This window comes from Rhizobium sp. YTUHZ044, from assembly GCF_051123975.1.
In the GTDB taxonomy this organism is placed as follows: Bacteria; Pseudomonadota; Alphaproteobacteria; order Rhizobiales; family Rhizobiaceae; genus Rhizobium.
The window spans coordinates 378028-393697 of record NZ_CP101427.1; the positions used below are offsets into that span (position 1 = coordinate 378028).

12 protein-coding genes are annotated in these 15670 nt (G+C 62.1%); 2 read left to right on the plus strand and 10 right to left on the minus strand.

Annotated elements, in window-relative coordinates; genetic code table 11:
- The first annotated feature begins 124 nt into the window (after positions 1 to 124).
- A complete protein-coding gene (locus tag NL154_RS24660; RefSeq protein WP_434734192.1) occupies positions 125 to 2665 on the plus strand; it encodes a methyl-accepting chemotaxis protein in 2541 nt (846 codons plus the stop codon).
- A gap of 29 nt (positions 2666 to 2694) precedes the next feature.
- Here the strand turns inward: NL154_RS24660 and NL154_RS24665 are convergent, their stop codons facing one another.
- Positions 2695 to 4020 carry an NAD(P)/FAD-dependent oxidoreductase gene (locus NL154_RS24665; RefSeq protein ID WP_221098914.1) on the minus strand — a complete coding sequence of 442 codons (1326 nt, stop codon included), beginning with the start codon at positions 4018 to 4020 and terminating at the stop codon, positions 2695 to 2697.
- Between the two features lie 236 nt (positions 4021 to 4256).
- On the opposite strand from NL154_RS24665, the gene NL154_RS24670 reads away from it, so the two are divergent.
- On the plus strand, positions 4257 to 4733 hold the full coding sequence (locus NL154_RS24670) for an Lrp/AsnC family transcriptional regulator (RefSeq protein ID WP_210632195.1): 477 nt from the start codon (positions 4257 to 4259) through the stop codon (positions 4731 to 4733).
- 336 nt (positions 4734 to 5069) lie between these two features.
- On the opposite strand, the gene NL154_RS24675 is transcribed toward NL154_RS24670, so the two are convergent.
- The 9 genes from NL154_RS24675 to otnI form a co-directional block, all read right to left on the minus strand.
- Positions 5070 to 6725 (minus strand): ABC transporter ATP-binding protein, encoded by a 1656-nt coding sequence (locus NL154_RS24675; RefSeq protein WP_210631762.1) that lies wholly within the window; start codon positions 6723 to 6725, stop codon positions 5070 to 5072.
- On the minus strand, positions 6722 to 7588 hold the full coding sequence (locus tag NL154_RS24680) for an ABC transporter permease (RefSeq protein ID WP_434734193.1): 867 nt from the start codon (positions 7586 to 7588) through the stop codon (positions 6722 to 6724). Before NL154_RS24680 ends, NL154_RS24675 begins: the two co-directional genes overlap by 4 nt.
- Complete coding sequence (locus tag NL154_RS24685) at positions 7585 to 8535, minus strand: ABC transporter permease (RefSeq protein ID WP_434734194.1); 951 nt, start codon at positions 8533 to 8535, stop codon at positions 7585 to 7587. Before NL154_RS24685 ends, NL154_RS24680 begins: the two co-directional genes overlap by 4 nt.
- A 73-nt stretch (positions 8536 to 8608) precedes the next feature.
- Positions 8609 to 10219 carry an ABC transporter substrate-binding protein gene (locus NL154_RS24690; RefSeq protein WP_434734195.1) on the minus strand — a complete coding sequence of 537 codons (1611 nt, stop codon included), beginning with the start codon at positions 10217 to 10219 and terminating at the stop codon, positions 8609 to 8611.
- A gap of 62 nt (positions 10220 to 10281) precedes the next feature.
- Positions 10282 to 10995 carry an HAD-IA family hydrolase gene (locus tag NL154_RS24695; RefSeq protein ID WP_210631766.1) on the minus strand — a complete coding sequence of 238 codons (714 nt, stop codon included), beginning with the start codon at positions 10993 to 10995 and terminating at the stop codon, positions 10282 to 10284.
- A 221-nt stretch (positions 10996 to 11216) separates the two neighbouring features.
- Positions 11217 to 12593, minus strand: a complete 1377-nt coding sequence (locus tag NL154_RS24700) for an aspartate aminotransferase family protein (protein ID WP_210631767.1) — start codon at positions 12591 to 12593, stop codon at positions 11217 to 11219.
- 12 nt (positions 12594 to 12605) lie between these two features.
- Entirely contained in the window at positions 12606 to 13442 is an 837-nt protein-coding gene (locus NL154_RS24705; protein ID WP_210631768.1) for a GNAT family N-acetyltransferase, read from the minus strand.
- A 167-nt stretch (positions 13443 to 13609) separates the two neighbouring features.
- The gene (otnK, locus tag NL154_RS24710) at positions 13610 to 14887 is read right to left on the minus strand and encodes a 3-oxo-tetronate kinase (RefSeq protein ID WP_434734196.1); all 1278 of its coding nucleotides are present in this window, start codon (positions 14885 to 14887) and stop codon (positions 13610 to 13612) included.
- Between the two features lie 3 nt (positions 14888 to 14890).
- Positions 14891 to 15667 (minus strand): 2-oxo-tetronate isomerase, encoded by a 777-nt coding sequence (gene otnI / locus NL154_RS24715; RefSeq protein WP_210631770.1) that lies wholly within the window; start codon positions 15665 to 15667, stop codon positions 14891 to 14893.
- Between the last annotated feature and the right edge of the window lie 3 nt (positions 15668 to 15670).

Here is a 15670-nt window from a genome sequence, read left to right on the forward strand (position 1 = left end):
TCCTACGCGCCGGATAACTCGACACCATTGACCATTTTTTTAAGAGTTATGCCTATCGTGATGGCCTCGGACGCGGCCGCCGCCGGAGAAAGAGCCGAATTTCCTGGGCAGGGGCGAACATTTCATGTCGTTGATTGATCGACTGTTGCAGCGCATGCGGATCGTGACGAAGGTTCTCTTCTTCGTCGTCCCTCTGATCGTCCTCATAGCGGGCATCGGGCTTTTCGGCTATTTCACCGCCGGCACGCTCAAGGGCCAGATGACCCTGACGCGGCAGACGATCGACGCGCTTTCCAGTTTCCAGCAGCTGCGATCCTCGCTGACGGCCTTTACCGATCTTCCGACGGCGGCCACACGCGATCGGCTGATCGCCAGCATCTCCGATCAGGAGAAAGGCGCTACGACGCTCGATGCGATGTTGATCGATCCGTCCCAGAAGCAGCAGATCTCGGCGGTGCGCGACCTCGGCGGCAGGATGCAGGGTAGTGCGGACGCGCTTTGGGCCGTGGCTCAGGAGCGCACGAATACCGAACAGGCGATCGATGCGGCCGTGGCGCAGCTTTTCAAGGAGAGCCAGACCGCCCGCAAGCAGCTCGACGTCCTTCAGGATCAGGCGAACGGAAAGGAAGCCTTCGTCCGGGCGCTTCTCCTCGATGCCTCCGCCTACAAGAACATCGCCCAGCGCATTGCGAAATTGCGCAAGGCGACCGCGCAGGCGACTGCGCCCGCGGATATTGCCGGCGCTCTCGGCAGCCTTCTGCCGCCGCTCGTCAAGGAGGTCGGCGGGAGCGCCGCAGTCGCTTCCGACAAGGCCCAAAGCCAGATTGCCGCGCTGAAGCCGGTATTGGACAAACTCGCCGCGATGGCCAAGGACAGCGCCAACCTGACGCTTGTGGGCTATGCTCCCGTCGACCAGGATCTGCAGGGCTTTGAAGAGAAGTTCGTAAAGCTCGCCTCAGGAAATGCGGATACCGCTATCGAGCGTTTTGTCGGTATGGATGCGAATATCGGCACGCTGCGCTCCATGGTGGCGATCGTCAGTGCCGCGTTCAAATCGATCGACGATCTGCGCCTGCACCTGAGTGAATTGAACAGACGGGTCGATGCCGAAGCGCGGGACGCCGTTCTCGCCGATCTCAAGGGGCTGCGCGAAAGCGCTGGACAGCTCGTGCCCTTGAGCGGCAAAAACGCCGCCTTGCAGGAACTTGCGAAGAAGATAGAGCCATCCCTCGCCACGATCGAGAAGGACACGTCGCTGCTGATATCGGTCGCAGATCGGTGGCGGGCAGAGAGGGGGACGGCGACCGAACTCGTGGCATCGGCAAGCCATACTCTGGAGCAATTCGTCAGCACGGCGCAGGAAAGCGGCAAGGACATCAGCCAGCGCTCGGCCACCATGTCGCTCTCGGCAATGATCGCGGGCACGGTGCTTGCGATCATCGGCGGCCTGATGCTGATCGAAACGCTGCGCGGACCGCTGAAGCGGATCACCCAGACGATGACGAGACTTGCCGCCGGCGATCTCGACGTTCCGATCGGCGACGGCAAGCGCGGCGACGAAATCGGTGATATGATCCGGTCCGTGACCGTCTTCCGCGACCAGGCGCTTGAAAAGACCAGGCTCGAAGAGGTGGCTGAGGCTAACAGGGCGCGGGACGAACACGAGCAGGCCCGCCGCGAAGCCGAGCAGGCGCGCATCGAGGCCGAGCAGAGCGAGGCTCTGGACGCCTTGTCCGACATGCTCGGCAAACTCGCCGACGGCAATCTCGCAGCCGTGATGAGCGAGGAGCTGGCCGCCGATTATGTCGCGATGGCCAGGACCTACAACCAGGCGATCGATGCGCTTCGCCGCACGCTCGCCGAGGTCCGCAACACCACCTACGAAATCGCCGAGGGCAGCACCAATCTTTCGGGTGCGGCCGACGATTTGGCGCGGCGCACGGAACAACAGGCGGCCGCTCTCGAAGACAGTTCACGCGTGCTTGGCGAACTCACAGCCAGCGTTCGCACGACAGCGGAAAACGCGCACCAGACATCGGTTTCCGTCGCCGAGGCGCATCGGCAGGCGGAGCATTCCGCGGCTGTCGTCGCCAAGGCCGTTGACGCGATGGACGCGATCAATCGTTCGTCGGACAAGGTCTCCAGCATTATCGGCGTGATCGACGAGATTGCCTTCCAGACCAATCTTCTCGCACTCAATGCCGGCGTCGAGGCGGCGCGGGCAGGAGAGGCGGGCAGGGGTTTTGCCGTCGTCGCACAGGAGGTGCGCGAGCTTGCACAGCGTTGCGCCAAGGCCGCCCGCGAAATCAAGGATCTCATTTCCAACAGCGCGTCGCAGGTTGGCGCGGGCGTCAGGCTCGTGGAGGAGACTGGGGAGGCGCTTTCCGTGATCATAGAGCATTTCACCTCGATCAACGGGCTGGTGCAGGTCATCTCGACCGCCACCAGCACGCAGTACAAAGGGATCGACGAGGTCAACAGCGCGGTTCGCGACATCGAGCATATCACTCAGCACAATGCCGCCATGGTGGAGGAAAACACCGCCGAAATTCACAGGCTTCGGCAGCAGGTGGAACTGCTGAACGAAAGGATTTCCCGATTTCAGACCGCCGACGGCCGCAAGCCTTCCACCGCCGTGAGCCCGCGAATGGCGGCCGCCTCCTGAGTGTCCTTCGCGGCTTCGTGCGACATTGTCTAGAAGTCAGCGACCTTGCCCCAGGCGGATTCCGCGAAGCGGTTGGGATGATAGGGCCTGGGATCGACGATCGGCTCATTGCCGGTGACGATATCGGCAATCAGATGACCGGCGCCGGGTCCGATGCCGAAGCCGTGGCCGCTGAAGCCCGCAGCGAGGATGAAGCCCGGAAGGGTAGCGATCTCGCCGATCCCCGGCACGCCATCTGGCGTGCTGTCGATATAGCCCGCCCAGGCCGCGTTGATTTCGGCGTTCTTCAAGGCGGGCAGCAGCTGGAGCGCCCGTGAATGCGTGAGAGCGATGGTGGTCTTGTCGATGGCCGGGTCGAGGATGCGCATCCGCTCCATCGGCGTCGGCCTGTCGAGCCGCCATCGCGCCAGAGATTCGTGCCCTGAGCGAATTCCTTCCAGTCCGCCGGGTGCGAGGCTGCGCCAGCGCCGGGCGAACATCGGCAGGAACTGCGGCGCGAAACGGAGCTGCTGCGCGGTTGGGTCGACGCGGCCGCGGCCGCTGATCGCCAGCGTGTAGCCGCCGTCGCCGCGGCGTGTCACTGATACCGCTGATGTATGCAGCGCATCCGGCAGGCCGAGTGCACCCGGCGAAACCGACAGGATCGACGAGCGGATCGAAGCTTGCGGAAATCGAATGCCGAGCTGGCGGCAGAAGGACGAGGCCCAGGCGCCGCCGGCCAGGATCGCGATCTTTGTCCCTATGGTGCCGTGCTCGGTGACGACGCCTGAAACCCTGCCGCCTTCAATGTCGACGCCGCGGGCCGCACAGGATTGATGCACCGTGCCGCCGAGCTTCAGGATCGCACGCGCGACGGCAGGCGCGGCTCTTCCAGGATCGGCGGTGCCGTCGGTCGGCGAAAAGACCCCGCCTTTCCATACGGCGCCGGTGGCCCGCCCGCGTTCGGTTGCCTCCGCGCCACTCAACATATGGGTTGTGACACCGACCGATCGGGCGAAATCGCGCCAGCGGGCCCAGCCTGAAAGTTCTTCCTCGCTATTGCTGAGATAGAAGAGGCCGCAGCGGCGGAAGCCGGTGTCCTCGCCTGTTTCGATGGCGAAGCGCTCCCACAGATCGAGGCTCTTGGTCGAGATCGGCAATTCACGAGCATCGCGGTTCTGCTGCCGGCACCAGCCCCAGTTGCGGCTCGATTGTTCTGCCCCGACAAGGCCTTTCTCGACGAGGGCGACCTTCAATCCACGTTTGGCCAGATAATAGGCGGCGAAGACGCCGACGATGCCGCCGCCGATCACGACCGCATCGGCGGCAGCGGGTAGCTGCGGTGTAGTGTCGACGCGCGTCAATGGTGCGGGCATGGCATGGTCTCCGTTTCAGGCCAGTCTAACGGACTCACCGCCACGCCTTTGCCGGAGTTCATCCCACGGCAGCAGAAGATTCCGTCTTGCGGGCCGGCCGGCAGCCATTTGTGCTTCGGCATGTCCCGCAATCCGGTCGACACCCCTTTGTGATGTGTTAAGCTCGACGTTGGAGAGGCTGCAGCATAATCTGCTGCGCCGTTGGCGATCTCGAGCAAGCGAAGGCGCGTGTGATGATGAAACTCGACCGGATCGACATAAAAATTCTCTACGAACTGCAGAAGAATGGCCGCGTCACCAATGTGGAGCTCGCCGAGCTGGTCAATCTGTCGCCGAGCCCCTGCCTGATGCGGGTGAAGAAGCTGCAGTCCGAAGGTTACATCGAAGGTTATTCGGCTCAGATCAACGTCAGCAAACTCGGGCGGACACTGACCGTGTTCACCGAAATCACCCTGAAAAACCATCGGCAGATCGACTTCGCCCGGTTCCTCGCAGCGATCGAGAAGGTCGACCAGGTGATCGAATGCCATCTGGTTTCGGGCGGCTACGACTATCTGCTGAAATTCGTCACCGCCGGAATTGACGAATACCAGACGATCATGGAGCGGCTCACTGACATGGACGTCGGCATCGACAAATATTTCAGCTTCGTCGTCCTGAAATCACCGATCGTCAAGGCGCACATGCCACTGACGACCTTGTTCCCGCATTAGGGCTATTCAAGCAAAACGGCACAGCGGTTTTGCGTCTCTCATCCTGCGTGCATATCGGTTCCCTGTGTCGCAGGTCGTTCCCCCCATAAATAGAAGCCTTTCAATGGTTGGAAGGACTTGCGACAAAATCTCATCCCTGCCTTCCAAAGCCATGTTGGCTGCCACTTGCTGGGATTCTGCAGTCGAGTCGAGGCTTTCCAGCACGACCCGACCCGGCGTGCGCTCGATTTGGCTAGCGCCTTGCTTTGATTTAAAAGGGTGGATCAGTCGCGCATAGAACGACGGCATGATTCCTGGGGCAAAAACTGAGCCAGGAAATGCGCGTGGGACCGGCCCTCAGTGCCGGCAATAGGCCCGCACTAGTTCCGGATCCTGCTGGAGCTCGTCGAGCCAGGCCGGATCAAGCGTCGGCACCGACGAGAAGAGCAGTTGCGAATAGGGATGCTGCGGCGCCTTCACCTTCGCGGGGCTGATTTCTTCGATCTTTCGGCCGCCATACATGACGACGATCTCGTCGCAGATCGCTTCCACCACCGACAGATCGTGGCTGATGAAGATGTAGGAGAGGCCGAGTTCCCGCTGCAGTTCCTTGAGGAGATCGATCACGGCGGCAGCGACCACGGTGTCGAGCGCCGAGGTGATCTCGTCGCAGAGGATCAGCTTCGGATCGGCGGCGAGCGCCCGGGCGAAGTTGACGCGCTGCTTTTGCCCGCCCGAGAGTTCCCCCGGCCTGCGGTGGCGCAGGTTGCGGGGAAGGCGCACCATGTCGAGGAGTTCGTCGATCCGGGCATTTCGCGCCTGTCGATCCATGCGATGGTAAAAAACCAGCGGCCTGGCGAGGATGTCCTCGACGGATTTTGCCGGATTGAGCGCCGTATCGGCATATTGGAAGACGATCTGCATCTCGCGCAACTGATCACGTGAGCGCTCGCGAGCGCTGCGGCGCAGTTCCGTGCCGTCGAAGATGATCTTGCCGACGGCTGCCGGCAGGATGCCGGCAATGGTGCGGGCGAGCGTCGATTTACCGCAACCGGATTCTCCGATGATGCCGAGGTTGCGCCCTTTTTCCACCGTCAGGCTCACATGCTCGACTGCGCGAACCAGGGGAAGGCCGTCGGCTTGGCGCTGTCCGTACCCAGCGACGAGATTTTCGATCGTCAGAAGCGGCGCCGTCGCGGCCTCTATTGCGCCCGCCGTGCCGCGCGATTTCGGCTCGAAGGCTGCAAGCAGTTCTCTGGTATAGGGATGCTTTGGATCGTTCAGAATCTCTTCGGTGGTGCCGGTTTCCTGGGTTTCTCCGCCTTTGAGAACGACGATGCGGTCGGCGATCTGGGCGACGACGGCAAGGTCGTGCGAGACATAGACGCCCGATATGCCGCCTTTTTTCATCACCGATTTGAAAGCGCGCAGAACTTCGATCTGGGTCGTCACGTCGAGCGCCGTTGTCGGCTCGTCGAAGATGACCAGAGTGGGATCGCCGATCAGCGCCATGGCGGCTGCAAGGCGCTGCAACTGGCCGCCGGAAACCTGGTGCGGGTACCGGCTGCCGATCGTCTCCGGTTCCGGTAGGGAAAGCGCCCGAAAGAGCTCGATAGCCCGGGCACGCGCATCTTCCGGCGACATCAGCTGATGAATGCGGGTAACCTCGATCACCTGGTCCATGATCGATGTGGCCGGGTTGAAGGCGGCGGCGGCCGATTGCGGCACATAGGCGACTTGCGTGCCGCGCACCTTGGCGCGCTGCTTCTCGCTGAGGGTGACCATGTCCTTGCCACCGACCGAAACGCTGCCGCCGGAGATGCGGCAGCCCGCGCGGGTATGGCCCATGAGCGTCAGGGCGATGGTCGTCTTGCCCGAGCCGCTCTCACCGATCAGCGCGACGATCTCGCCCTCGGCAATATCAAGACTGACACCCTTGATGATCTCGACGCGTCGGCCGGAATCGGTGGTGGCTTCGACCTTCAGGTCACGAATTTCGATGAAATTGCTCATGACGGGCTCCGGTCGCGAATCTTCTGCGGCAGGTTGTCGATCAGCAGATTGACGCTGATCGTGAGGCTGGCGATGGCAAGTGAGGGGAACATCACCGCCGGCGCGCCGAATGGCAGGCCACCGATATTCTCGCGCACGAGCGCACCCCAGTCGGCATAGGGCGGCTGGACGCCGAGGCCCAGGAACGACAGTCCCGACAGCAGCAGAACGATGAAGACGAAACGAATGCCGAGATCGGCAAGCACCGGCCCGACGATATTGGGCAGGATTTCCGAGCGAATGAGATAGAGGGTGCTTTCACCGCGGATGCGCGCGACGGTGATGAAATCCATCGTATTGATGTTGACGGCGAGCGCCCGGGCGAAGCGGTAGGAGCCAGGGATGTAGATCACCGACAGCGTCAGGATCAGAACCGGGATCGAAGACCCGACCGCGGCGACCACCACCAGACCGAAAAGCTTGCTCGGAATGGAATTCATGGCGTCGAGGAAGCGACTGAGGATCGTGTCGAGCCAACCGCCGGCGACCGCCGCGATCATGCCGAGCACCACACCGCTGAAGCAGGCGATCGTTACCGCCGCGAGCGAGATGCCGACCGTATAACGCGCGCCCATCAGAATCCGCGACAGCATATCGCGGCCTAGATAATCAGAGCCCAGCCAGAGCTCCCGGCTCATCGGGCCGAAATAATCGAGATCGACAATTTCGCCGATGGGATAAGGGATAATCAATGGCGCGAAGATCGCGACGAGCGCCCAAGCGAGGATGACGGTCAGGCCGATCGCTCCGACGAGGTTGAAGCGATAACCAAGCCGGGTTCCGGGCAGCCGGGCGGAAGTGGTCTCGGAGCTGGTCATGGTCATCGGAGCCTCGGATTGGAAAGAATGGCGATGATATCGGCGATGGTGATCAGCAGCAGATAGCCAAGACAGAAGATCATCGCGCAGCTCTGGATCAGCGGCAGGTCGCGGGTGGCTACGGCGTCCAGCATCAGCTTGGCGATACCGGGAAAGTTGAAGATGGTCTCGACGATGATGACACCCCCGAGCAGATAGGAGAGCGACAGCGCGACAGCATTGACGATCGGGCCGAGAGCATTCGGCAGCGCATGGCGAAAGACGATGCGCGGCCGGGAGGCGCCCTTGAGCAACGCCATCTCGACATAGGGCGTGTTGAGCGTCTCGATCACCGCTGCACGCGTCATCCGGATCATCTGGGCCGAGACGACGAAGGTGAGCGTGATCACCGGCATGGCATAGACGCGCAACAGGTCGCTCAGACTGTGGACCTCGTTGGCCAGGGAGAGCGCCGGCAGCCATTTCAGGTAGACGGCGAAGATGAGCGCGGCGGAGGTCGCGACCATGAATTCCGGCACCGAGATGACACCGATGGTGATTACGGTGACGATCCGGTCGTAAAGAGTGCCGCGCAGCATTGCCGCGGTGATCCCGAGTGTCAGCGCAATCGGCACGGAGAACAGCGCGGTGACGCCGGCAAGTTTCAGCGTATTAATGAAGCGGCCGGCAATCAGGGCTGCGACCGGCATTTCGTTGGCATAGGACGTGCCGAGGTCGCCCTGCAATAGACCGACGATCCAGCGCAGGAAACGAAAGAGGGCCGGCTCGTCGAGATGCATGGCCTTGCGCAGCCCTTCGACGGCTTCCGGCGTGGCGGCCTGACCGAGCAGGATCGTCGCCGTATCGCCCGGCAGGAGCGTTGTTGCGAAGAAGACCGCGAAAGAGACGATCAGCAGTGTGATCACGGCGACGAACAATCTGCTCAGCACAAGGGATAAGACCTGGTTGTTCACGGGTGGCTCCCCTTTCGTCTCGGTCGGTTTCGAAAGAACCGGGGCTGGGCCGCAGCCCCGGTTCTTTAATCTATCAGGCTTCAAGCCAGACGTATTCGGCAAAGGCATATCCCATCTGGCCGCCGAGCGGGTTGGGCTCCAGACCCTTGAGTTTGGCAGTGGTGGCGTCGACATTCGAGAGATAAGCCGGAATGATCGTGCCGGCTTCATTGGCAATCATTGCCTGCATCTCGTCATAGATTGCCTTGCGCTTTTCCTGGTCGAGCGACCCGCGTGCTTCGATCAGCATCTTGTCGAACTTTTCCGACTTGTACTGGCTCTCATTCCAGGGAGCCTGCGAGGAATAAAGCAGCGAGAACAGGATGTCGGGGGTAGGACGTGGATTGATATTGCCGAAATGGATCGGCGCCTTGAGCCAATAATTGTCCCAGTAACCGTCGGAGGGAACCCGCTGGACATCGAGCTTGAGGCCGATCTCGGCGCCTGACGCCTGAATGATCATCGCCATGTCGATCGACGAGTTTGCCGCCTCGGAGGCGATCACGGGAATGGATTGACCGAGCACGCCAGCCTTGTCGAAGTGGAATTTCGCCTTGTCCGGATCGAAGGCGCGCGGCTTCAGATCGGCGTTGCGGTAATAGTTGACGGGGGAAACCGGCTGGTCGTTGCCGATCTCACCGAGGCCACGAAGCGCCGATTTGACGATCTGTTCGCGGTTGACGAGATACTTCATGCCCTCGATGAAGTCCCGCTTGTTGCCGGGATTCATGTCCAGCCGCATGTTGAGGTTGGTGTAGTTGCCGGACGTCGTCTTCGACAAGGTGAAGCCGTCACCCTGGGCTTCGACAAGGCGCATCGAGCGTGGATTGATCGAGGCTGCGAGGTGGATATCGCCTGATAGCAGGGCGTTGACGCGGGCATTGTCGTCGCTGATGGCGAAATATTCGAAGGAATCGACGTTGGGGCCGGATTTCCAGTAGTTCTTGTTCTTGATCCCGACGGAACGAACGCCCGGCTCGAAGACTTCCCTGACGAAAGCGCCGGTGCCGTTGGCCTTGGTGAAATCGGTCGTCCCGTCGGCAACGATCATGAAGTGGTGCATCGACAGGATGGTCGGCAGGTCGGCATTCGGATCGGCAAGCGTGATCTCGACGGTCTGCTTGTCGATAGCCTTGAAGCTGGTCATCTGGGCGGCGATCTTGGCAACCTTCGAACCGACGGACGGGTCGAGATGGCGCTTCAGCGAGAAGACGACGTCTTCAGCCGTCAGCGGTTTGCCGTCATGGAAAGTGACGCCCTTCTTCAGCTTGACGGTCCAGGTCTTGGCGTCCTTGGATTCGATCGCCTCGGCAAGCTCCATCTGCGGCGTACCGCTCTTGTCGAGGAAGGTGAGGCGGTTATAGAAGGAGCAGCAGCGGACATAGTCGGTAGAGAGCGACGCCTTTGCTGGGTCGAGTGTATCAGCCGTCGACGACGACCAGCCGGCCGCCTTGAGTGCTCCGCCGGCAACGGGCGTCGCAGCGAGCGCCTTGCCGGCGCGGCCGAGCACAAGCCCGCCGGCCGACATGGCAACGCCGCCCGCAATCATCATATGCAGCAATTCGCGACGGGTTGCGCCACGACGGATGGCGGTTTCGATCATGGCGTCGTCGGATCTGGTCCAATTGGTGATCTTGTTGTTCATCTCATTCCCCTTTTCCTCTGTGACGGGCCGCCTTAGTGGCGGGCCCGATCCGGCTTTAAAAGTCAGGCGCGCGCGGCGGCGACGGCCTCTGCAAGGTCGGCCATCGACGTGAAATGATAGTCGGGTGCGGTGAACTCGGCCGGCTCGATCGTGCCGCCGTAGCCCTTCTGGGCATGCCGCCGCTCGATCCAGCAATTGACCAGGCCGAGTTTCCTGGACACCCCGATATCGTGGTACTGGCTCTGGGCGACATGCAGGATTTCATCTTTCGAATGCCCTTCCGAAGCGATGTAGGCGAAGACTTGCTCGAAGAAGGCCGGGTCGGGTTTCTCGGTCCCCGTATCGTCGGCAGTGAAGGCCGCGTGGAAGGGATTGCCGAGCTCCTTCTGGAAGAATTCGAATGCCCAGCGGCGGGCGTTGGTCATCGCTACGAGGCGGTAATCTTTTGCGAGCTCTGCCAGTGCTGTGGCGCTGTCGGTGAAACCCTTCCAGCTCTTTGCCGAGTCCCGCAGTCGTTCGCCGTATTGGCGATCGGCCGGCAGGTCGAGCTTCGGCGCGATCGCGAGATAGACGCGCACGAGATCGTCGGGAAAGAGGTCGGCGTCGTCGGAGTAGCGGACCTCGCGGTAGAGGCTGAGCGCCCGCTCGCCATCGATTTCATTTCCCGTTTCGGCCGCGATCTCGGCAAGACAAGTCTTGAGACCGCCCTCGAAATCGATGAGCGTGCCGACGACGTCGAAGGTCAGGTATTTGAATTCCGAAAGGCTCTTGCTCACGTGAATTCCCCAGTGTTCGGCCCCAATCGGAGCGCGGCTTCTCGAAGAAGAATTTTCTGTTCCGCCGGCGGTCTCGTTGTCCCGCTCTTGTCTGGAACGCTCGCATCCGCCGGTTCCAGGTCTTTTCTTGATCTCAGTTTGTCACCTGCGCTGCGTCGGATTCTCCGAAAAGGCGCCATGAGGCGGCACAAAATACCGAATCTCGCTGTTTCGCGATATTCTCAGGCCCGCAGCGCCCGACGCACATCCGGGTCCTCCAACGTCTCGTCGAGCGTCATACGGGTGCGCTCGACGATTGCGTCGATCTCCGTTTCAGTGCAGCACAGCGGCGGGGCATAACCAAGCACACCATTGCCGAACGCGCGGATGACGAGGCCGTTTTCCCAGGCGCGATCGAAGATGCGGCGCGCCGGTTCGGCCGATGCCGGCAGCGGTGTCTTGTTCACCTTGTCTACCACAAGCTCGATGGCAGCAAGCATACCGCGCCCGCGGACATCGCCGACGAGCGGGTGATCCCTCAGCGAGTCCAGGCCCTGCATCAGCCGCCTCCCGGCCTTGACTCCATTGTCGAGAAGGCCGTTTTCGTAGAGTTTCAACACTTCGAGGCCGACGGCGGCGCTGACAGGGTGGGCCGAATAGGTGTAGCCATGGCCAATCGCGCTGGCACCCGCCCCGTCGGCAATCGTCTCATAGACGTGATCGGCCATGAAAACGGCGCCCATCGGCACGTAGCCTGAGGTGAGGCCCTTGGCGGCTGTCATAAGGTCAGGCACGACCCCTTCCTCACTGCAGGCAAAAAGCGGCCCGGTCCGGCCAAAGCCGGTGATCACCTCATCGGCGACAAAAAGGATGTCGTGCTCGCGGCAGAATTCCCGCATCGCCTTGAGCCAGCCTTTCGGCGGCACAAGCACGCCCCCCGAACCCTGGATCGGTTCGACGTAGAAGGCGGCGACGCGTTCGGGCCCGATCGCCTCGACCTTGCTTTTCAGTGCCACGAGCGAGGCCTCAATGATCGCCTGCGGGCTGTCGCCGACTGGATTGCGGTAGGCGTAATGCGACGGGATTTTATGCTGCCAGTCGAAAGGAAGGCCGAAGCCGGCATGGAAGGCTGGCAAGGCGGTGAGGCCCGCACCCACCGTCGAGGAGCCGTGATAGCCCTGTTCGACCGAAATGAACTGATCGCGTTCGGGCCGCCCTCGAGCATTCCAGTAGTAACGGATGAAGCGGATCGTGCTATCCACCGCATCTGAGCCGCCGAGCGTGAAATAGACATGGTTCAGATCGCCCGGCGCCCGGTCGGCAAGCTCTCCGGCGAGTCGGATCGCAGGCTCGGAGCCGAGGCCGAAATAGGCGGTCGCATAGGGAAGCTCCCGCATCTGCCGGGCCGCCGCCTCGACAATGCTCTCGTGGCCGTAACCGGCATTGACGCACCAGAGGCCGGCGAAACCGTCGATCAGTTGTTTGCCCGAGGCGTCGGTGACCGTTGCTCCCTTGGCCGAGGCCAGCACCCGTACGCCATGCTTTTCATGGCTGCGGTAGGATGCCACCGGATGAATGAGATGGGCGCGATCGAGTTCGATGAGCGAATTGCTGTACATGGGATCTCCGGATCAGCCGAGGGCCTGACTGGCAAGGGCAAAGTTGGTAGCGGTCCGGGCGGCGACGTCGCCGGCCGATGGCTTTCTCATAACGATGCCACCGCCGACATGGGCGAGCCCCAGCGTGACCAGCCATGGAGAGAGTCCGGTTTCGGCAGTCGTATCCACCCGGAGGAACCGTCCTGCCCGTGCGGCGATGTGATGTTCGATGAGCTTGCGCGCGTCTTCGATATCCGCGGCGACCACGGGTCCGATCACCTCACCGCGACCGAAGGGACGCAGGCAGGCGAAACCAGAGACACCGCCGTCGCGGCGAATGACGGCGAATTCGCCGATCCTTGCGAGATAGGAGATGAGCTTTTCTCGGTCGGCGCCGAAGGCAAGGCGGTCCACCCCAATGATGGCCGGGAGATCGTCGGCGGTGGCAGCGCTCGTGCCGGCCGGCGCGCCGATTTCTCCGACAAGGCCTTGGTGCTGCAGCACGGTCCCGGTTTCATGAAAGCCAAGCTTCTCGTAGAGCGGTAGGCCCACCGTTGTCGCGACCAGCCGCAGCGGCCGGTCGCCTGCGATCCGCAAGGCGGCTTCCATCAGCCTGCGGCCGAGGCCACGGCCGCGCATGGTTTCGTCGACGATGACCATGTTGATGGTCGCGCAATCTTGCCTGTAGGGTGTGACGAGGATGGTGCCGACGACCCTGTGGTCCTCGATCGCGACCACGCCCTCGCTCAACGCGAGCGCCATCTGCCAGTCTTCCCGCCGATGCGGCCAGCCCGCCTGTCTGGAGAGCGCAACAGCGCCTTCCAGATGGTCTGGACTGAATGCAGCGATTTCGATCTGACGAGTTTGCATCGGGCCGTCCTTCATGTCGTGCCCGCAAGTCTGCCGGAACCCCGGCGGGCAGATCGTCTGAAGGCCGCGGTTCAGGCGGTATCTTATGGCTTTACCTCGGCGGACCGCCGCATCTTATGCTGGAGCCGATCGATATATTCCATCGGGATGCTCCATGGCTGGTGGGATTACCTCATCATCGCCAGCGCTGCCTCAAAGAAGTCGTCGCCACCGAAGTTTCCTGATTTCAATGCCAGAAGCATGTCGCCCTGCCGATTGCCGACCGTCCGCAGCACCGGCACGCCGGGGGCAATTTCGGGGCCGATCAGAAATGCCGGAATGGCAAGCCTGTCGACGGCGGCCCCCGAGGTTTCGCCGCCGGCGACCACCAGGCGGCGCACGCCTCTTTCAACCAGTTCGGCGGCGATGATGGACGTCGCGGTCTCGATCGCGTGGCCGGAAGCCTCCCGCCCATATTGCAATTGCAGCCGGGATACGGTTTCCGGCGCCGCGCTCGCGGCGACGATCACGGGACCGGCGGAGATGCGGTCTCCGGCCCAGGAAATCGCCGCGGCGATCTCATCCGGGCCTGATATCAGCCGCTCCGGATCAAGCCGCAACACAGGCATCGACCGTTCGGCGACCTCGAGCTGGCGTAGCGTTGCTTTCGAACAGCTGCCGGCAATAATCGCCGAAAACCCGCCGACAGGGCGAATGATGTCTTCAGCTGCTGCGCCGCCTGATATGCGGCCGGAACGGACGAGCGCCCGGGCAAGACCGAGGCCAAGGCCGGACGCACCGGTCGACATCGGCGTTTCGAGTGCGATCTCGCCGAGAGTTTCCAGATCCCTCTCGCAAATCGCGTCGGCAATAGCCATGGTCACCCCTGTCGTGCGCAACGCATCGAGCCTCGCCCTGGCGGCGTCAGGGCCGGCCGCGACGGCTGCCAGGTCGATCAAGCCGACGGCGCCGCGCGATTGGCGGGTGAGAACCCGCACGAGGTTGGCGTCGTGCATGGGGTTGAGGGGGTGATCCTTGAGCGGACTTTCGTTCAAGGGTTGGCCGCCGACGAAGAGATGGCCGAGATAGACGGTGCGGCCGGTTTCCGGAAAGGCTGGTGTAACCAGCACGCTGCCGCCGCCCGCAGCATTGCGCAAGGCCTCGGTGACGGGACCGATATTGCCGGCATCGGTGGAATCGAAGGTCGAGCAGATTTTGTAAAGCACATGGCCCGCGCCCCGATGGCGCAGCCATCGCTCGGCTTCGGTGGCAGCTGTGACGGCCTCTGGGGCCGGGACCGAGCGAATTTTCAGGGAGACGACAACGGCATCCACGTCGGGCAGTGCCAGCGATGGATCAGGGATGCCGACCGTCTGCACCGTGCGCAGGCCATTCTTTGTCAGCGTGTTGGCAAGATCCGACGCGCCCGTATAGTCGTCAGCGATCGATCCGAGTGAAATAGCCATCGTCTAGCTCCGTGCAAAGGGTTTGAACCAGCCTAGACCGTCCAGTGTGTGGCTGCGCGGGATGTATTCGCAGCCGATGAAGCCGTCATAGCCCAGGCGGTCGATTTCGCCGAACAGATAGGGATAGTTCAGCTCCTCCCCATCCGGCTCGTTGCGTGACGGCACGCTGGCAATCTGGATATGGCCGGTGATCGGCAGCAGGCGCCGCAACGCCATGACGACGTCGCCATGGATGATCTGACGGTGATAGATATCGAACTGGAGCTTCAGGTTCGGCAAGCCGCATTCGGCAATCAGCAGTTCGGCTGCGTTGAAGTCGTTGAGGAAATATCCCGGCATGTTTCGCCCGTTGATCGGCTCGAGCAGGAGATCGATGCCCTTTTCCGCAAGCCGCTCGGCCGTATAGGTGACGGAGCGCCGATAACGGGAGGAGGCGTCGCCGTCGTGACGGTCGGCGATGCCCGCCATCAGGTGCAACCGTCCGACTCCCGTCGCTGCCGCAAAGTCCAGTGCCTTGTCGACATCGGCTTTCAGCGCATCGAACCGTTCGGGAAGGGCGGCAATGCCACGTTCGCCTGCTGCCCAGTCGCCCGGCGGCAGGTTGAACAAGGCCTGCTGCAGATTGTTGCGGGCAAGCCGCTCGGCAATTGCCTCCGGCGTGGCTTCATATGGAAAGAGGTATTCGACGGCGGCAAAGCCGGCATCGGCTGCGGCGTCGAAACGATCGAGGAATGCCCATTCGTTGAACATCATCGTCAGGTTGGCGGCGAAAACCGGCATGTC